This is a genomic window from Laedolimicola sp. (assembly GCF_051972735.1).
Lineage (GTDB): Bacteria > Bacillota > Clostridia > Lachnospirales > Lachnospiraceae > Laedolimicola > Laedolimicola intestinihominis.
Genome location: NZ_JBOKYU010000014.1, coordinates 1 through 18370 on the forward strand (window position 1 = coordinate 1; position 18370 = coordinate 18370).

General features: G+C 50.6%; 16 protein-coding genes. 2 read left to right on the top strand and 14 right to left on the bottom strand.

The genetic code is table 11. The features are described from left to right. The first annotated feature begins 264 nt into the window (after positions 1-264). Positions 265-744 (top strand): S-ribosylhomocysteine lyase, encoded by a 480-nt coding sequence (locus tag ACTRC3_RS05145; protein ID WP_178039683.1) that lies wholly within the window; start codon positions 265-267, stop codon positions 742-744. Between the two features lie 221 nt (positions 745-965). Here ACTRC3_RS05145 and ACTRC3_RS05150 read toward each other — a convergent pair whose 3' ends face one another. From ACTRC3_RS05150 to ACTRC3_RS05160, 3 genes are read right to left on the bottom strand one after another with little or no spacing between them, the layout of a single operon-like run. Then, positions 966-1724, bottom strand: a complete 759-nt coding sequence (locus ACTRC3_RS05150; RefSeq protein ID WP_440322091.1) for an inositol monophosphatase family protein — start codon at positions 1722-1724, stop codon at positions 966-968. 2 nt (positions 1725-1726) lie between these two features. After that, positions 1727-2317, bottom strand: a complete 591-nt coding sequence (locus ACTRC3_RS05155) for a YdcF family protein (RefSeq protein WP_440322048.1) — start codon at positions 2315-2317, stop codon at positions 1727-1729. A gap of 56 nt (positions 2318-2373) precedes the next feature. Further along, complete coding sequence (locus ACTRC3_RS05160; RefSeq protein WP_440322050.1) at positions 2374-3546, bottom strand: aminotransferase class I/II-fold pyridoxal phosphate-dependent enzyme; 1173 nt, start codon at positions 3544-3546, stop codon at positions 2374-2376. Positions 3547-3752: 206 nt separating this feature from the next. Between ACTRC3_RS05160 and ACTRC3_RS05165 the strand changes: the two genes are divergently transcribed. Beyond that, positions 3753-4121 carry a DUF1292 domain-containing protein gene (locus ACTRC3_RS05165; protein WP_349164657.1) on the top strand — a complete coding sequence of 123 codons (369 nt, stop codon included), beginning with the start codon at positions 3753-3755 and terminating at the stop codon, positions 4119-4121. Positions 4122-4231: 110 nt separating this feature from the next. On the opposite strand, the gene ACTRC3_RS05170 is transcribed toward ACTRC3_RS05165, so the two are convergent. The 11 genes from ACTRC3_RS05170 to ACTRC3_RS05220 all read right to left on the bottom strand — a co-directional run bounded on the left by ACTRC3_RS05170 (position 4232) and on the right by ACTRC3_RS05220 (position 18351). After that, a complete protein-coding gene (locus ACTRC3_RS05170; protein ID WP_440322052.1) occupies positions 4232-6076 on the bottom strand; it encodes an ATP-dependent helicase in 1845 nt (614 codons plus the stop codon). A 3-nt stretch (positions 6077-6079) separates the two neighbouring features. After that, entirely contained in the window at positions 6080-7531 is a 1452-nt protein-coding gene (gltX, locus tag ACTRC3_RS05175; protein WP_178039679.1) for a glutamate--tRNA ligase, read from the bottom strand. Positions 7532-7654: 123 nt separating this feature from the next. Further along, on the bottom strand, positions 7655-9193 hold the full coding sequence (locus tag ACTRC3_RS05180; protein WP_440322054.1) for an alanine/glycine:cation symporter family protein: 1539 nt from the start codon (positions 9191-9193) through the stop codon (positions 7655-7657). Between the two features lie 317 nt (positions 9194-9510). Continuing rightward, complete coding sequence (tsf, locus tag ACTRC3_RS05185; RefSeq protein ID WP_349164660.1) at positions 9511-10449, bottom strand: translation elongation factor Ts; 939 nt, start codon at positions 10447-10449, stop codon at positions 9511-9513. 155 nt (positions 10450-10604) lie between these two features. Beyond that, positions 10605-11339 (bottom strand): 30S ribosomal protein S2, encoded by a 735-nt coding sequence (rpsB, locus tag ACTRC3_RS05190; RefSeq protein WP_440322055.1) that lies wholly within the window; start codon positions 11337-11339, stop codon positions 10605-10607. A 193-nt stretch (positions 11340-11532) separates the two neighbouring features. Next, complete coding sequence (glgA, locus tag ACTRC3_RS05195) at positions 11533-12975, bottom strand: glycogen synthase GlgA (RefSeq protein ID WP_440322057.1); 1443 nt, start codon at positions 12973-12975, stop codon at positions 11533-11535. Positions 12976-13068: 93 nt separating this feature from the next. Beyond that, a complete protein-coding gene (spo0A, locus tag ACTRC3_RS05200) occupies positions 13069-13872 on the bottom strand; it encodes a sporulation transcription factor Spo0A (RefSeq protein WP_178039674.1) in 804 nt (267 codons plus the stop codon). 136 nt (positions 13873-14008) lie between these two features. Next, complete coding sequence (gene spoIVB / locus ACTRC3_RS05205; RefSeq protein ID WP_440322059.1) at positions 14009-15226, bottom strand: SpoIVB peptidase; 1218 nt, start codon at positions 15224-15226, stop codon at positions 14009-14011. Positions 15227-15313: 87 nt separating this feature from the next. Continuing rightward, a complete protein-coding gene (recN, locus tag ACTRC3_RS05210; protein WP_440322061.1) occupies positions 15314-17002 on the bottom strand; it encodes a DNA repair protein RecN in 1689 nt (562 codons plus the stop codon). A 13-nt stretch (positions 17003-17015) separates the two neighbouring features. Continuing rightward, positions 17016-17465, bottom strand: coding sequence for an arginine repressor (locus ACTRC3_RS05215; RefSeq protein ID WP_178039671.1), 450 nt, complete (start codon positions 17463-17465; stop codon positions 17016-17018). A 13-nt stretch (positions 17466-17478) separates the two neighbouring features. Beyond that, a complete protein-coding gene (locus tag ACTRC3_RS05220) occupies positions 17479-18351 on the bottom strand; it encodes an NAD(+)/NADH kinase (protein WP_178039670.1) in 873 nt (290 codons plus the stop codon). Between the last annotated feature and the right edge of the window lie 19 nt (positions 18352-18370).

The window sequence follows — 18370 nt, forward strand, 5'->3', positions numbered from 1 at the left end:
ACCAGACACAGCACCAGCAGCAGAACCGTCGAAAGCAGGACGGTAACCGGCAGCCAGTCTCGTTCTCTTTTCTTCTTCAAGGCATGCATCTCTTTTCTTTTCAGGATTTTTGTGGTATACTCTCGTTGCAGATTTTTATTCCATGGTTCAGACTCGCATTTTGTTTGGAATCCTGTCTGCGATAACTTATCTGCGATGAAAATGTAAGATTTATTATCATTATATCACAAATTTCACAACATTACGAAAGGAATTTATAATATTATGAAAAAAATCACAAGTTTCACCATCAATCACCTGCTGCTTCAGCCCGGCGTCTACGTATCCCGCAAGGATCCGGTGGGCGGCACGGTCGTCACTACCTTTGATCTGCGCCTCACCAGCCCCAACGAGGAGCCGGTTATGAACACCGCTGAGATGCACACCATTGAGCATCTGGCAGCCACCTTCTTACGCAACCATAAGGACTACGGCTCCAAAACGGTCTACTTCGGCCCCATGGGCTGCCGCACCGGTTTTTATCTGCTGCTGACCGGCGATTATGAGTCCAGGGATATCGTTCCGCTGATGATTGAAATGTGGGAGTTCATCCGGGATTTCGAGGGCGACGTGCCCGGAGCAAGCGCCCGTGACTGTGGCAACTACCTGGATATGAATCTGCCCATGGCGAAGTATCTGGCAAAGCGGTATCTGGAAAATGTGCTCTATGATATCAAAGAGGATCGACTGGTGTATCCGGAATAAACCAAACCTTAAAATAATGTATAAGAAAACGGACAGCGCTCTGGTTGTACCGACCTCCAATTGTTAGATTTCCAACTTTGAAGGTCACTTCATCTTCCACAGTGCTATCCGTTTTCTTTATTTTTGTTTTTATATCTTATGTTTTTAAGAATACTCTACAGATACACATTCCGCACTATCGGCATGAAATTTTTTTGATGTATATCTGTCTTATCATCCATTTACAGCAGCGCCCGCAGCTCCTCATGCAGCTTCCCGTTGGTCGCCACGATGCCGCCCGGTTCCACCGGATTTACTTCTGAGCCGTCGTAGCGGGTAATTTTGCCGCCCGCCTCGGTGAGAATCAGCATTCCCGCCGCGAAATCCCAGGGCTGCAGTCTTGCCTCAAAGTAACCGCCGATACGTCCGGCCGCCGTGTAAGCCAGATCCATGGCCGCCGATCCTGTCCGCCGGATATCCTCGCATTTTTCAAACACTCGCTGGAAGCAGGCAAAATTCCGAGGCGCCAACTCCTTCTGATAGGGCGCGGTTCCGATGGCGATGATGGTCTGTCCCAGATTCTCTGCCTCAGCCACATGAATAGGACGGCCATTGACGAAGCTGCCCTTGCCCTTCTCGGCATAGAACATCTCCTCCCGGAAGGGATCATAAATGACGCCCAGGATAATTTCACCCTTGCTGTAAAGTCCCAGCGACACCGTGCTGTGCTGATAATCATGCACCAGATTCGTCGTACCGTCGATTGGGTCCAGAATCCAGAAGGTGTCGCCCTTCATAGCGTGAAGCCCATCCTCCTCACCAAGGAATTCGACCTCCGGCGCAAGCTCGCCCAGCTTCTCCCGCAGGAAATTCTGGATGTTGGTATCCACCTGGGTCACATAATCCGCCAGGCCCTTTACCTTCACATGGCCCGCCATATCCCGGTTTTCCACAAACTGTCTGGTCTCACGGACCAGCTGCATCACTTCATTGATATCCACGCTCATCGTTTTCCTTCCTCCTGCTTTCCAAATTTTCTTAAAATCTCATGGAATTGGCTTCCACATTTTTCCATTTCTTTCAATACCACATCAATCTTCTGCCCGTCCAGGAACCAATTGTCCCGACTGATCTCCCGGGTCACTGTCGGGCAGACCAGGAACTCGGTTTCCGGGAAGCATACTTTATAATACAGCAGAGCCCGGCGTGCATGACAGGCCTGAGGACAGAGAATTGCCTTCTTGATGGAGAGACCAAGGCTTTCCGTCACCTTCCGGGAGTAAATGGCGTTTTCATAGGTATAAGTCGCCTCTTTCTCTTTCAGAATGGCCGTCTCCGGAACACCCTCCCGCATCAGAATATCATGCAGGAAATCCCATTCTGTCTGCGCCTCATAGCCGGGAATCCGGCATCGTCCCACCGGCTTGCTGAAGCGGCCCGAAGGAAGCACGCAGGGCGCATAGCCATCCAGATACAATTTCGCCGCCGTCACCGCAATACCGCCCTGATCGCCACCAGGGATGAAAATGATATCGGCCCGCTCCGGCTCACTTTCCACAAAGATAAAATCCGTAATGTCTTCTACAAAACCCACGGTGTAGCACCCGTCCCTTCCGTTTTGTTCTGCATTTTAATGGTAACACAGCCGCCTTATTTTTTCAAAATACCGCTTTCCTGCACCCTTGCAATCGCCTTCTCAATCACCGGAACCGGATGCACCAGCGCCATCCGCACATAGCCCTCGCCCAAATCGCCAAAGGCGCTGCCCGGGGTCACAATCATGCCGGTCTTCTCCATCAATTCCATCGTAAAAGCTGCGCTGTCCGTATAGCCCTCCGGCAGGGGAGCCCACACAAACATAGTACCCTGGCTGTCCGGCACGTTCCATCCGATGGAGCGAAGACCTCCGCAGAGAGCCTTATTTCTCCGCTCATACTCGGCGCACTGCTCCTTTACGGAATCCTGAGGACCGGTCAGGGCTGCCACCGCCGCCATCTGAATCGGCAGGAAGATACCGTAGTCGATCTGGGAGCGTACTTTGGAAAATTCCCGAATAATCTCACGATTACCTACCGCGAAGGACATGCGCATGCCGGTCATATTGTAGCTCTTGGACAGGGAGTAAAACTCGATGCCCACCTCCTTCGCGCCCGGATAGGACAGAAAGGACTTTCCTTCCCTTCCATCGTAAATGATATCGGAATAAGCATTATCATGCAGAATGATAATGTTGTACTTTTTCGCGAACGCAATCAGCTCTTCATAAAAAGCGTCATCCGCCACAGAGCAGACCGGATTGGACGGGTAAGATACAATCATAAACTTCGCCACCCGCGCAGTCTCCGCCGGAATATCCTCGAATCTCGGCAGGAAATTATTTTCCGCATAGAGCGGATAAGTCTCGATCTTCGCACCCGCCAGCTGCGGTCCCAGGGAAAATACCGGATAACCCGGATTCGGGGCCAGCATGATATCGCCCGGATCGCACAGGGCCACAGCCACATGAGCCATACCCTCCTGGGAGCCGTACAATGTCATAATCTCATCTGCCTCCAGGCTCACGCCAAACCGGGTCTGATAGAAATCCTGCATGGCTTTGATAAGCTCCGGCCTGTCCGTAATGGCGTATTTATAATTTTCCGGATCCTTGCAGGCCTCCACCATGGCGTCCATCACATGCTTCGGCGGCTGAAAATCCGGCGTACCGATGGAGAAATTATAGACCTCCATACCTTTCTCTGCCAGTTCGTTCTTTTTATGGGCCAGGGCTGCGAAGATACCTTCCTCTATCGCCTCTGCCCGTTTTGAAAATATAAAATTCATCGTCTTAAGTCCTCTCTGCTGCGCCGCGTATCCTGGCGCGTTTCTCTCATATTCTGGAAAGTCTCTGTCCATTCGGCCAGCGCTCAATCTTTCTTATTTTAATACAAACTTCCTGCTAATTCAATTCTTTTCTTGCTTTTCGTTCTCAGGTCTGATAGAGTATTATCAGTAACACACATTTACCAAATAAAAAGGAGAACAATCAAATGGCAGACAATAAATGCAGCACACCGGATTGCGGCGGCAACTGCGATACCTGTAACGGAGACATCACCGTAACCCTGACCCTGGACAATGACGAAACCGTAGAATGCGCCATCCTCACCATCTTCCCGGTGGACGGACGTGACTACATCGCCCTGCTTCCTCTGGATGAGAACGGCGAGAACGAGGACGGCGAGGTATATCTGTACCGTTACGACAACAGCACCGGAAGCCCGGTTCTGGACAATATCGAGTCCGATGAGGAGTACGACGCAGTGGCTGACATGTTCGATCAGATGCTGGACGCAGCCGAGTACGATGAGTTAGTTGAGGCTGACGGCGAGGATGTTGATTTCGACGAAACCAACTAAAGCTTATCTATTTCACTCAAATCAATAGACAGGCAGATAGACATTTCCACTTTTCAAAACACAGAAAAAAGAGCCGAGAATATATGCCTCTCGGCTCTTCTTTCGTTCGCCTACTCTTCTAAAAGCTCTTCTACGAAACGTGATTGTTCTGCTTTCTTTCCATACAGCTTTCTCACCGAAAAAATATACAACAGCTCCTTTGCCCGGGTCATGGCCACATAGAACAGCCGCCGTTCTTCTTCCATATCTTCCTCGAAAAGCCCCCGCTTGTGGGGCGTAATTCCCTCATTGGCGTCGATGATGAATACGATGCGGTATTCCAGGCCCTTACTACTGTGCATGGTGGACAATATCACGCCATCGCTGCTCGCTTCCCGCTCCTTCGCCTGCTTCAGAAGCTCTGCCCGGATGGATGCGATATGGTTTTCCCACTCCTCCAGAGTTTTAAAACCGGAAGCCAGCTCCTTTAATTCGTCGAGAATTCCAAAGAAATCCTCCGGCTTTCTTCCTTTGTAATCGGCATATTCCTTCAGATACTCCTCATAGCCGATGATATTTCGGATATAGTGTAGGGCCCCGGAAGGACTTAAATGTCCGCACATCTTCAAATCCTTCTCCAGCTTTTCGATCCGCTTGCAGACCCAGGGCTTATCGTCATACCAGGTAAGCAGCTCCTCCCAAGAAATCACTTCGCTGTCCAGACATTCCCGCCCCAGGTAGCGCTTCGGGCGGTTCATGACCTGCAAAAAGTCCTCGCGCTTCACCAGACTCTTTTTCATGTCCCGGGCCATGTGAAGATAAGCAAAAATATCCTTCACAATCCAGTGATCATAGAGGTTCGGCAGTGCGTCCCGCATCCGGAACGGAATTCCCTCGGAAATCAGTTCTTCCACCAGCTTCCGGGGCTGGGTATTGGTCCGGAACAGAATCGCGATATCCCGATAAGAACCTCCTTTTTCCCGGTAGGTCTTAATCTTATCAACGACGCACTCGTACTCCTCATCCTGATCCCGAAACTTATGGTGCAGAATCGGCGGTCCTTCCTGCTTGTTCGCCTGAATTTTCTTGGCAAAACGCTGCTTATTATTCTCGATAACCTTGCAGGCTCCTTCCACAATCAGGCGCGTACAGCGGTAGTTCGTATCCAGAAGCACCTGTTTCGCCGCCGGATAATCCTGTTTGAAGTGCAGCATAATCTCCGGCTTCGCGCCGCGGAAACGGTAGATGGACTGGTCGTCGTCGCCTACGATGAACAGGTTATCCTCCGGCGCCGCCAGCATCCGCACAATGTCGTACTGCAGCTGATTGATATCCTGAAATTCATCCACCAGGATATACCGGAATTTCCGTTGCCAGGCCCCGAGAATGTCCTTCCGTTCCTTCAAAAGCTGGTAGCAGTAGACCAGCATATCGTCGAAATCGATTTTATTGCTGCGGCGCAGGCGGTTATCGTATTCGTTAAAAATGGCGGTAAAGCTTTTGGTATTGCAGGATGTGGCCTTATATTCCTGCAGGTTCACCCGATCATTTTTCACCTTGCTGATTTCCGCCGCGATACTGCCGATGAGCTCTGATTCGTCATCCGGCTCCAGCTTCTGCTTATAGACTGCCTCCCGCAGAAACTGGTATTTTTCGGTCTCCCGGAGAATATTGTCGGCACGATAGCCATAGGCCAGCTTCAGGATCTGGAAAAAGACCGCATGAAAGGTACCAAAAGAAACAGCCGTATTCGCGCTGTTCGTCAGCCGCAGATACCGCTCCTTCATTTCCCTTGCCGCCGCTTTTGTAAAAGTAATCACCAGAATCTCTCCGGGTGGAATGTGACAGATTTCCGTCAGATACTGAACCCGTCTCGTAAGTACCATCGTCTTACCGGAACCGGGTCCCGCCAGAACCAGCATGGGGCCGTCACGGTGGGTGACGGCCTTCTGCTGTACTTCAGATAAAGAATTCAAATTTTATGCCTCCAGCTTTGCAATCGCTGCGCGCACACGCTTCAGAGTCTCCTCCTTGCCGATGACCTCCATGAGCTCGGTGGCTCCGCAGGGCGTCATCTGCCTGCCGGATACGGCGATTCGGATGGGCCAGAGCACATAGCCGTTCTTACAGCCCTTCTCCTCCACATATTTCAGAAGACGTGTATACAGTCCGTCGTTGCTGTAGTCCTCCTGCTCCTCCAGGATCGGAAGCAGCTCTTTTAAAACCTCCAGAGAAGACGAGGCGCTTGTCTTCATCTTTTTATGCGCATAAATCGCGGTGTCGTACTCGGGAACTGCCTCGAAGAAGTCTACCATATCCTCGATCTCCGGGAACACCTCGATACGGGTCTTTACCATAGCAGCGATCTTCTTCAGATCATAATCCTTGGTAATGACCTTCTTCAGATGCGGCAATGCCATCTCATAAAACTTATCAAAGTCCATAGCCTTGATGTACTCACCGTTCATCCATTTCAGCTTGGTGTAATCGAATACGGACGGTGCCTTGCTGATGTGGTGATAATCAAAAGCCTTAATCAACTCATCCAGAGAATAAATCTCCCGATCCTCATCCGGACTCCAGCCCAGCAGCGCTACGAAATTGATAATCGCCTCCGGCAGAAAGCCCTGCTCCAGCAGATCCTCGAAGGAAGAATGGCCGCAGCGCTTGGACAGCTTCTTATGCTCCTCGTCGGTAATCAGCGGGCAATGTACATAGACCGGCACTTCCCAGCCAAACGCCTCATAGAGGCGGTTGTATTTCGGAGAAGAGGACAGATACTCATTTCCACGGACTACGTGGGTGATTCCCATCAGATGGTCGTCTACCACATTCGCGAAGTTGTAAGTCGGATATCCGTCGGACTTGATCAGGATCATGTCGTCCAGCTCCGCATTGTCTACAGTGATATCGCCATAAATATCGTCATGGAAGGTGGTGGTTCCGGTGGTCGGATTATTCTGGCGGATAACAAAGGGTACGCCCGCTGCCAGCTTCGCTTCTACCTCTTCCTTAGACAGATGTAGACAGTGCTTATCATATACAACAATCTCCTTACCCGCCACTTCGGTCTTCAGGGACTCCAGGCGCTCCTTGTCGCAGAAGCAGTAATAAGCCTCGCCTTTTTCAATCAGCTTTTTCGCGTACTCCATATAGATGCCTGCCGCCTGGCGCTCACTCTGCACATAGGGGCCCACGCCTCCGTCCTTGTCCGGACCCTCGTCATGCTCCAGGCCCGCTTCCTTCATGGTACGGTAAATGATATCGACCGCGCCCTCCACATAGCGCTCCTGGTCGGTATCCTCGATACGGAGCAGGAAATCTCCGTCCTCATGCTTGGCAATCAGATATGCGTACAGCGCCGTTCTCAAGTTACCCACATGCATTCTTCCGGTAGGACTCGGCGCAAATCTTGTTCTTACTTTACTCATTCTTCTTCACTCCCGTTATTCTTCTGAAATGGCCTTTCATTTCTTACTTCCGTAAAACAGGCCGCTCTGGAAATTATATACCAAAGCGGCCCGCTTTACAAGGGGAAAAGTTCCCCGTCTCTTTTATTTTCCAGCTTTTTCATCCCACACCGGAACGGAGATACCTGCTACCTCTGAAGTAAACGGGGTTCCGTCGTGTTTCTCGAAATGACGCCATGCCCGCAACACATATTTGAAGCCTATGTACTGAAGCGGCAGGTTGCAGTATACCATCAGGATGTTGGCGAAATCACTCAGATCCCAGAGGGCACCCAGATCCATGCCCGCAATGTTGGTAATGACGCCAAAGCTGATAACCACCAGACACAGAACGCGAATCACATTGATAAAGGCCTTATTGGCGGAGATACGGTTCGCGCACATCTCGGTGAAGGACATGAAGCCCATCAGACAGGTGAAGGCGAACAGGCCGAAGCAAAGGCTTACTAGCAGGGTCACAAAGCTGTAAGCTGCTCCGCTGCTTCCGGTCAGCGCGCCGCAGGATGCCAGGAATTTTTCCAGCTTGCCGAGTTCAAACCAGGCGTCTGCCTCTCCGGTCAGCCACATTCTTCCCATAATAACCACAAAACCGGTCAGGGTGCAGATAACGATGGTATCCAGGAATACACCCAGCGCCTGTACGCAGCCCTGATCGCAGGGATGAGCGGTATCTGCCGCTGCTGCCGGCATGGTAATGGTTCCCTGGCCGGCCTCATTGGACATCAGGCCTCTCTTAATGCCCTGGCTTAAAGCGATACCAAAAGCTCCGCCAAAGACTGCGGCCGGTTTAAAAGCCTGTGTGAAAATAGCTGCGAAGAACCAGGGAATCCGAGTGAAGTTGCAAAGTACCAGAACTACGACAGTCAGCACGTATACCACTGCCATAATCGGAACCAATACATCTGTTACCTTCGACACCTTCTTGATACCGCCAAAGCTGATAATAGCGGTCACCACGATCAGCACTGCAAAGGACACCCAGTACAGTGCAGAATTGGTCGCAAAGGTCGTTCCTGTCACCACACCAGCGATGGCTCCCACTGCGGAAATGGTGTTGAAGCCCTGCGCAGGGAAGCAGAGGAACGCGTAAATGATGTAGAGCACGCTCAAGGCTACGCCCGCCCAGGCCGCGTCCTTTAAAAGACGACGTCCATAGAAGGGAAGACCACCCACATAGGCGTCGCCGCGCTTCTCCTTGAAAATCTGAGACATGGTAGACTCCACGAATGCGGTCGCCATGCCAAAAAACGCGGAAATCCACATCCAGAACAGCGCGCCCGGTCCTCCGATAGAAATTGCTCCGGTTACGCCCAGGATATTGCCAGGGCCTACACGCATGGCCGTGGACAGCAGGAACGCCCCCAGGGAAGAGATGCCCATGGTTGTACTCTTGCTGTTCATCAGCACCTGAAGTCCGTACTTAAACTTGCGCACCTGTACGAAACGCAGCTTAAAGGTGAAATAGATGCCGGTTCCCACTAATAAAATAATGGCCAGACTGAAATTGCCCAGAATCGGAATGGACGCGTACCAGTCAAGGTTTGTCGGAAAATCCCAGAACCAGTTGGATACAATCTGGATTTTACCGCAGATTGCGTTCACTGCACTAAATAAAGCTTCCATAACAAAAACCCCCTCACATTTTTTCTCATTATAAAACAACATGAAGGGGTTTGTACAGTATTACTTTTCTCTTTTCAAGGTTTCATTCCGAAAACTTTGTGGTCAGCTCTCGCGCAAGCGCGGACTTTGACTCGTTGCCCGCGTAAAACAAGGGCGCAACTGACGCTGCGCCCTTATCGTATCCATATGATAGTCAAATCTGTAAAATCCGGACTTCTTAAAGTTGTGTGTGTGTGTGCATTAGATACTTCGCGAAGCCGCACTTATCAGATCTTTATAGCATGTGTTTACAAATATTATAAATAATTTCCTGAGAATTACATTCCCATCTGCTTTGCAACCTCTGCCGCAAAGTCCTCGTTCTTCTTCTCAAGTCCCTCGCCGGTCTCGAAACGAACGAACTTCTTGATGGTGATGTTTGCGTTGTTCTCTTTTGCTACCTGAGCTACATACTTCGCAACAGTCTGCTTTCCGTCCTCAGCCTTTACATATACCTGGTCAAGCAGGCAGATCTCTTTCAACTCTTTATTGATACGGCCCTGGATCATGCCCTGGATAACCTTCTCCGGCTTCTGGGATTCCTTCGGATCGTTCTGAATCTGAGCCATCAGGATAGCCTTTTCTTTTTCGATGTACTCCGGCTCTACCTCAGCGTCGCTGGTGTACAGCGGCTTCAGAGCTGCAGCCTGCATAGCTACGTTCTTAGCCATCTCACGGATAGCGTCGTTGATAACGTCTGTCTCAACGTCTACCAGAACGCCGATCTTTCCGCCTGCATGGATGTAGGAAGCTACGAAACCGTTCTCCTCCTCAACCTGAGCGAAACGACGGATGTTCATGTTCTCGCCGATAACAGCGATCTGGGAAGCAAGTGCCTCCTTTACAGTCAGAGTCGGGTCTTTCTCCCACTTCTCTGCCAGGAACTCATCAATATCTTTTGCAGCAGTCTTAACAGCCTGAGCTGCTACGTCTGCTACGTAGGACTGGAATTTCTCGTTCTTTGCAACGAAGTCAGTCTCAGCATTTACCTCTACAACAACAGCCTTGTGGTCGTCATTGATCAGGCAGGTATCTACAATACCCTCTGCTGCGATACGGCCAGCCTTCTTCTGTGCGCTTGCAAGGCCTTTCTCTCTCAGCCAGTCAACAGCTGCGTCCATATTTCCCTCGGTAGCTGTCAGGGCCTTCTTGCAGTCCATCATGCCAGCGCCGGTCATTTCTCTTAACTCTTTTACCATTCCTGCTGTGATTGCCATTTCTAATCCCTCCAAATTCGTTTGTGTAAGCCGCGTGTGCCGTAAAGCACACGCGGATAAAGTCACTTACTGTTCGCTCCGCTCACAGTAGCCGCTTCCTGATGCACAGAAATTACGCTTTCGCGCAATTTCGCGCTTGCACTTTCGACTTTTACTTAAGCCTCTGCGGTCTCCTCAGTCTCAGCTTCCTCTGCAGCTTCCTCAGCTGCGCCCTGGTTAGCCTCAACAACAGCGTCTGCCATCTTGGAAACGATCAGCTTTACGGCTCTGATAGCGTCATCATTGCCCGGGATTACATAATCCAGCTCTTCCGGATCACAGTTGGTATCAGCGATTCCGATAAGCGGAATACCCAGTGTATGTGCTTCCTGTACGCAGATTCTTTCCTTCTTCGGGTCTACTACGAAGATAGCGTCCGGGATGCGCTTCATATCCTTGATACCGCCAAGGTTCTTCTCCAGCTTCTCCCACTCTTTCTTCAGTGCGATAACTTCCTTCTTCGGCAGTACATCAAAGGTTCCGTCCTCAGACATCTTCTCGATAGCCTTCAGACGAGCGATTCTGCTCTGGATGGTCTTGAAGTTGGTCAGCATACCGCCGAGCCAACGCTCATTTACGTAGAACATACCGCAACGCTCTGCCTCAACCTTGATAGCGTCCTGAGCCTGCTTCTTGGTTCCTACGAACAGGATGTTTCCACCCTCTGCCGCGATGTCAAATACTGCCTTGTAAGCCTCATCAACCTTTCCTACAGACTTCTGCAGGTCGATGATGTAGATGCCGTTACGCTCTGTGTAGATGTACGGAGCCATCTTGGGGTTCCAGCGTCTTGTCTGATGTCCGAAATGAACACCTGCTTCCAGTAACTGCTTCATAGAAATTACACTCATGTTTCTTTCCTCCATTTGGTTGTTCTTCCGCGAGTTTCTTCACCGTGAAATACCGGTTCATATGCAATCCAGGCACCTTTCCCGGTTCCGCCCGCGTGTTTTTTCACTAACTTTGAAAGTATAACATAAGAAAAGGGCTTTGACAAGCCCTTTTCCTTGACAAATTTGCAATTTTCAGCCTAATCTATCCGCTTTAATCTGCCAGCCAGTTGTACAACTCCTCATATTTCTTCGCAGAATTATTCCAGGAGAAGTCCACAGCCATGCCACGGTCAATAATCTTGTTCCACTCACGCTTCTTATCATAGTAGATATGCTCTGCGTAGCGGACAGTGTGCATCATCTCGTGGGCGTTGTAATTGGTGAAGCTGAAGCCGGTTCCCTTGCTCTCGTACTCGTTGTACGGCTCTACCGTATCCTTCAGGCCGCCGGTCTCGCGGACGATAGGCACGGTGCCATAGCGCAGGCTCATAAGCTGGCTCAAGCCGCAGGGCTCAAACTGGGACGGCATCAGGAAAGCGTCGCAGGATCCGTATACCTTGTGGGACATGGCCTCGGAATAGAAAATATTTGCCGAAACCTTGCCCTGGTACTTCCATGCGAAATGACGGAACATATTCTCATAACGCTCCTCACCGGTTCCCAGAACTACAAACTGTACCTCATCCTGACAGAGCTCGTCCATCACATAGGCAATCAGATCAAAGCCCTTCTGGTCTGTCAGGCGGGATACGATACCGATCATCATTTTCTTCGGATCCACATCAAGACCCAACTCCTGCTGCAGGGCGGTCTTGTTCTTCACCTTCTCCTTACGGAAGTTTACAGCGTTATAATTATGAACCAGATATTTGTCGCTCTCCGGATTGTACTCGTCATAATCGATACCATTTACAATGCCACGCAGGGAGTTGGCACGGGCACGCATCAGGCCGTCCAGGTGTTCTCCATAATATGGCATCTTAATTTCCTCGGCATAGGTATCGCTTACGGTGGTCACGGCATCCGCGTATACGATGCCTCCCTTCAGATAGTTAGCGTCGCCATAGGCTTCCAGCTTATCCGGCGTAAAATAAGATGCATTCAGACCGGTGATGTCCTTGACCGTCTTCATATCCCAGATTCCCTGGAACTTCAGGTTATGTATGGTCATAATAGTCTTAATTCCCCGGAAGAACGGGTTGTCCTGGAATGAGTCATTCAAATATACAGGAACCAGTCCGGTCTGCCAGTCATGACAATGGATGATGTCCGGACGGAAATCCAGGGACGGCAGTGCAGAGATCGCGGCCTTGGAAAAGAACGCGAACTTTTCGATATCCTCATAGATGTTGCCATAGGGTTTCGGTCCGGCGAAATAATATTCATTATCAATAAAGTAAAACTTCACGCCCTCATATTCCATCTCCAGGATGCCTACATACTGACTGCGCCATGCCAGATTCATATAGAAATGGGTCACATACTTCATCTGATCCTTCCACTCCTGACGGATGCACATATACTTAGGAATCATTACCCGGATATCGTACTGCTCTTTGTCAAAATATTTCGGCAATGATCCTACTACGTCTGCCAGTCCTCCCGTCTTAATAAAAGGAACCGCTTCTGAAGCGACAAATAAGATCTTTTTCACTGCATTTCCTCCCAGCTCATTTTGGATTTTATTTATATCCATTATAACGCATTCGAAATGCATTTAAAAGTATAATTTGTGCAATTTCTACATTTAAGAGACCTTTCGCTTATTTTCCAGACGGATGCGATCGGAAATCAGGGCGATAAATTCTGAATTGGTGGGCTTTCCCTTACCGTTGCTGACCGTATAGCCAAACAGCTCGTCGATGGTATCCATTTTGCCGCGGCTCCAGGCCACTTCGATGGCATGTCGGATGGCGCGCTCTACCCGGCTTGGCGTGGTCTGATAATGCTTGGCAATGGTGGGATACAGTACCTTCGTCACAGAGCTCAGCATTTCCATATCCCTGACTGACATAATAATCGCGTCGCGCAGATACTGGTAACCCTTGATATGGGCCGGCACGCCGATTTCATGAATCATATTTGTAACATCGGTCTCCAGATCGTGCTCTCCGTACAGGCGCCCCGGCTCCTGTGCCTCACCGGAACAGACCGGGCGTTTCAGCTTTTCGCCGTGTTTCAGAAAGCTTCTGAGTCGTCCCAGCAGCATTTCATTGTTAAACGGTTTCATAATATAATAGCTTGCGCCCAAAGCAAAGGCATCCTCGGTCACGCTCTCCTGCCCGATTGCAGAAAGTACAATAATTGCCGGAAACTTTTTCAGGCTCTTATCTTCCTTAAGTTTTTCCATAACGCCCAGTCCATCCATCTTCGGCATAATTAAATCCAGTAGCACCACGTCCGGCGTGTTTTTCCGAATCAGTTCCACGGCGTCTTCTCCATTTGCTGCCGTGCCAACCAGCTCCATCCCATTTTCCGTCTGTATCAGGGCATTCAACATTTCCAACATTCTTTCATTGTCGTCCGCAATTGCAATCGTCAGCCTTTCCATAAGATTCCCCCCATTTCTGTACTGTCTGTGATTTGTTTTGTGATATACCTATTATAACCATTTATTTCCTTTTTCCGCAATTCCAATCGTTCTGCATTTTCAGACAGACAGGGACAGATTTCGACAGGCTTTTTCTTTAACTGACATGGGAAAGCATTTCTTCCACGAAGATGCCGTATCCTTTTGTCGGATCGTTCACAAATACATGGGTTACCGCGCCAATCAGTTTCCCATTTTGGATAATCGGACTGCCGCTCATGCCCTGGATAATGCCGCCTGTCAGAGCCAGAAGCTCCGGATCTGTGACCCGTAAAATCATTCCCTTGTTCACGTCCGACGCGTTCCTTTTCACCTCCTCGATGGCAATGCGGTAATCCCTCATTTCCCCGTTGATCCCGGAACGCACCCAGGCCTCTCCCTCTGTAATTTCCTGTTTATATCCCACCTCCACTGCTTCCCCGTCCAGCTTATCTCCCAGCCTCTCTGTTCCTTCCCCGAAAATCCCAGCCTCTGTATTTTCCTGAATCTGTCCGCAGATCAGGTTATTTCGATAACGGATAAGCCCGGCTACCTGCCCCGGATTACCTGGTTCTCCACGGTGGATTTCCGCCACGGTCGTGTCGTAGAGCTTTCCTTCGCTGATCTTCAGAAGCTCCCCGGTATCGGAATCATTGATACCGTGTCCCAGAGCTCCAAATTTTCCATTTTCTGTAAGAAATGTCAGCGTACCGATCCCCTGGGTATTGTCCCGTACCCAGATGCCAAGCCTGTAACCATTTTCTGTATCAGCGGCCTGCAGGCGGATTTCAAAAGTCCGGCCGGAACGTTCGATTCCCAGAACCAGTTTCTCACTTCCATTTTCTTCCACACTCTCTATCAGCTTTTCCTTTTCCCGTATCTTCACGCCGTTCACAGAACGGATATAATCTCCGGCCTGCACCAGCCGGAAGGCCGGTTCATAATTCAAACCGTCGCGTCCGGTCACTTTCCCGGTTCCAATCACCATGACGCCATCGGTCTCCATATAGATGCCGATGGGAATACCGCCGGGCGTTACCGTCGTCTTTGGCGTCACCTGCACGTTCGTTTCTTTCAGGGGAATCACCCCCAGATACCGATAGGAAATCCGGTAACTGCTTCCGTTTCGACTGTCGTAAGATGCTTTGGTGACACTCTCCTGAATCTGTGCCGCCACCGGGAAACCGGGTGTTTCCGGCCCTGCGCCGCCCTCCGTCTGGGTATAGGAGTCTGGTATCAGAGCCCGTTCCCGGAAATAATCATATACGCCAAGTACCAGCAGGCTTATTCCCAGTAAAACCAGAAGATATTTTCGGTATGTTTTTCTGCATATCATCTTTGCACTCTCCTCGCCGCGCTGCCTAAGATCAAAAAAGACAGAAACGCATGTCACGTTTCTGTCTTTAGTATGCAGAATCTCCGGTTATCTAGTCTGGGACTTTTTGTTACCTGCCAGTTCTTTCATTTCGGAGGCATTCTGGAAAACAGCGTCTGTAATCTCCGCGCCGCCCAGAATACGGGCCAGCTCTTCGACACTTTCTGCCTCAGTCAGACGCCGGATCTCGGTCCGTGTGCCGCCGTCCGCTACCTGTTTTTCGATACGGAAATGAGTGTCCGCCATGGCCGCGATCTGAGCCAGATGGGTGATGCAGATGACCTGTCTGCTCCTGCCAATCAGCATCATTTTCTCCGATACTTTCTGAGCGGTACGGCCACTGATTCCCACATCGATTTCGTCGAAAATCACAGTTTCTATCTGATCCTTATCAGCCAGTACAGTCTTAATCGCCAGCATGATACGGGACAGTTCACCGCCGGAAGCTATCTTTGCCAGCGGCCTTAAGGATTCACCCGGATTCGTGGAAATTACAAATTCCGCGTCGTCAAAGCCGCCCGACGTATAACCGGAAATGCGGTCAAACTCCAGTTCGAACTCCACATCCAGGAAGTTCAGGTCAATCAAATGCCCCCGAATCTTTGCGCAGAGCACTTCGGCATAGCGTTTCCGGATGACGCTCGCCTTCTCACAGAGACCCTCCAGCTCCCGCTCTTTTTCCGCAGTCTGCTTTTCCAGACGCGCCAGATAGGCGTCGTAGTCCTGCAGGGCCGCCAGGCGCTCCTGCTGCTTCTGACCGTATTCCAGTACCGCTTCCAGCGTTTTGCCATACTTGGATTTCAGATGGTTTAGCTGATTCAGGCGCTCTTCCACCTGCTCAAATTCTTCCCCTGCAAATTCCAGAGAGGATACGTAATCAGAAAGCTCCCGGTTGAAATCATTTAACAGGCTGTCGATGTCTGAAAGCTGACCGGTCAGATCCCTCAGGTCTTCATCCAGGCTCTGGACGCCCTGCAGTTCCCGGAGCGCCCGGCCAATAGCCGTTCCGGCGCCTTCCGCTTCCTCGTAACCGGTCAGTCCGTAGGCGGTTCCAGCCGCCTCCATCAGCCGCTTCGCGCCGGTCATTTTCCGGTATCTCTGCTCCAGCTCCTCATCCTCGCCGATGCTCAGACCTGCGTCCTCAATCTCCTTTGTTTCAAATTCCAGAAGAGACAGCTCCCGCATGCGGCTCTCCTCGTCCATCCGGGCGTTTTTCTGTTCTTCTGTAAGTTTTTTCCATTCCGTGTAAGCCGCCGCCAGCTTTTCCTTTATGGGCTGCAGTTCTTCTTTGGCATATTCATCCAGAATCTCCAGATGCTTTTTCTTCTGCAATAAGGACTGGTGTTCGTGCTGGCCGTGTACGTCGATAAGAAGGGCCGCTGTCTCCCGAAGCTGATTTAAAGTGACAGTCTCGCCGTTGATTTTGTTGATGCTTTTGCCGTTCATGATTTTCCTGGACAGGATAATCTGCCCATCCTCGGGAATCACGTCCAGCTCCTTCAGGCGGTCTTTTAACCTCTCACTGGTAACGGAAAAGACCAACTCCGCCAGACCAAAGTCCGCGCCTGGGCGCACCAGATCCTTAGCCACCTTGCCGCCCAGCGCCAGACCCACGGAACCGATGACGATGGATTTTCCCGCTCCGGTCTCACCGGTCAGGATATTCAGACCTTCCGTAAAATCAATCTCTGCCTCACGAATCAATGCCAGATTTTTTACATGCAGATGCTCTAACATACTTTTCCTCTCGCTAATCCCTGATTGCTTTTCTTAATTTTTCCATGACGATCATCGTATCGTCCACACTGCGTACTGCGCAGAAAATAGTATCGTCTCCGGCAATGCAGCCCACGATCTCCTGCCAGTGCAGGGCATCCAGCGCCGCTGCAGCTGCCATGGCCATGCCTGCCACTGTCTTGACCACCAGAATATTTTGAGCCATTTCCATGGACAGAAAGCTGTCACGCAAGATACCGATATACTTGTCACCCATATGATCGCTGCTGCCGGGGACCACCACATATCGCTGCCGTCCGTTTACTGCCATCTTAGTCAGCTTCAGCTCCCGAATATCTCTGGACACCGTAGCCTGGGTGACCCGGAAGCCCGCGTCATTCAAACGGCTGGCCAGCTCCTCCTGCGTCTCGATGGCATACTCGTTGATCAGTTCAATGATTTTTGCATGCCGCTCTATCTTCATTTCGTCTTTCCTCCTAGTTGCCGCGCATTTTGTCACGCAGGACCTCCAGAAAGCTGACCCTGCTGATTTTCAATATGTTGACCGTCTTTTCCGACTTCTTTATCTCCACATAATCTCCTGTAGCCACCGGCACCTGCACCTCGCCGTCAAAGGTTACAAAGGATTCTTCTCTCTGGTTTCTCCTTCCGGCTCCGGTCCGCACCGTCACCCGGTCTCCGCCGGACAATACGATGCTTCGCGCAGTCAGCGTATGGGGACAGATGGGCGTCACCACAATCATGCTGGCCATGGGCGATACAATGGGACCGCCCGCGGACAGGCTGTAACCGGTGGATCCGGTGGGAGTCGATACAATCATGCCGTCGGCGGAATACCGGTTCAACGGCTCCCCGTTGACGGAAATCTCGTAATCGATAATACGAAGCGCCCCTGCACGGTTCACAACGATGTCGTTCAGCGCCAGATTTTTCACCGGCTCTCTGCCCTCCCGGTATACGGTTCCCTCCAGAAGCATCCGGGGTTCAATGGTATAATTGTCGAGAATCAGACTATCCAGGGCGTCTGGCACACCGGCTTTCTCGATCTCAGCCAGGAAACCCAGGGTTCCCAGATTTACGCCAAGCAAAGGAATCTTTCGATCCACGGTGTCCCGAGCTGCCTGGATCAGGGTTCCATCGCCGCCCAGCACCAATATGCATTCTGTTCCGGCCGGAATCAGGGAGGCGTCTGTGTAGCGATAATCTCCATTTTCTCCGGTTTCTTTTTCTTTCTGAAATTCCCTGACCGTACATTCACAGCCTCTGGCTCTCAGATAGTTGCAGATCTGACGGGTGGTTTCCAAATTTTTATCTTTTTCCACATTGGTAATCACATAAAATCGATTCATCTGTATCTCTTCCCGATTT

Excerpts from the sequence above, each read along its gene's own strand:
- ACTRC3_RS05145 (WP_178039683.1), top strand. The coding sequence starts at position 265 with ATGAAAAAAATCACAAGTTTCACCATCAATCACCTGCTGCTTCAGCCC.
- ACTRC3_RS05160 (WP_440322050.1), bottom strand. The coding sequence starts at position 3,546 with ATGAATTTTATATTTTCAAAACGGGCAGAGGCGATAGAGGAAGGTATC.
- ACTRC3_RS05165 (WP_349164657.1), top strand. The coding sequence starts at position 3,753 with ATGGCAGACAATAAATGCAGCACACCGGATTGCGGCGGCAACTGCGAT.
- gltX (WP_178039679.1), bottom strand. The coding sequence starts at position 7,531 with ATGAGTAAAGTAAGAACAAGATTTGCGCCGAGTCCTACCGGAAGAATG.
- ACTRC3_RS05180 (WP_440322054.1), bottom strand. The coding sequence starts at position 9,193 with ATGGAAGCTTTATTTAGTGCAGTGAACGCAATCTGCGGTAAAATCCAG.
- tsf (WP_349164660.1), bottom strand. The coding sequence starts at position 10,449 with ATGGCAATCACAGCAGGAATGGTAAAAGAGTTAAGAGAAATGACCGGC.
- rpsB (WP_440322055.1), bottom strand. The coding sequence starts at position 11,339 with ATGAGTGTAATTTCTATGAAGCAGTTACTGGAAGCAGGTGTTCATTTC.
- spo0A (WP_178039674.1), bottom strand. The coding sequence starts at position 13,872 with ATGGAAAGGCTGACGATTGCAATTGCGGACGACAATGAAAGAATGTTG.
- spoIVB (WP_440322059.1), bottom strand. The coding sequence starts at position 15,226 with ATGATATGCAGAAAAACATACCGAAAATATCTTCTGGTTTTACTGGGA.
- recN (WP_440322061.1), bottom strand. The coding sequence starts at position 17,002 with ATGTTAGAGCATCTGCATGTAAAAAATCTGGCATTGATTCGTGAGGCA.
- ACTRC3_RS05215 (WP_178039671.1), bottom strand. The coding sequence starts at position 17,465 with ATGAAGATAGAGCGGCATGCAAAAATCATTGAACTGATCAACGAGTAT.
- ACTRC3_RS05220 (WP_178039670.1), bottom strand. The coding sequence starts at position 18,351 with ATGAATCGATTTTATGTGATTACCAATGTGGAAAAAGATAAAAATTTG.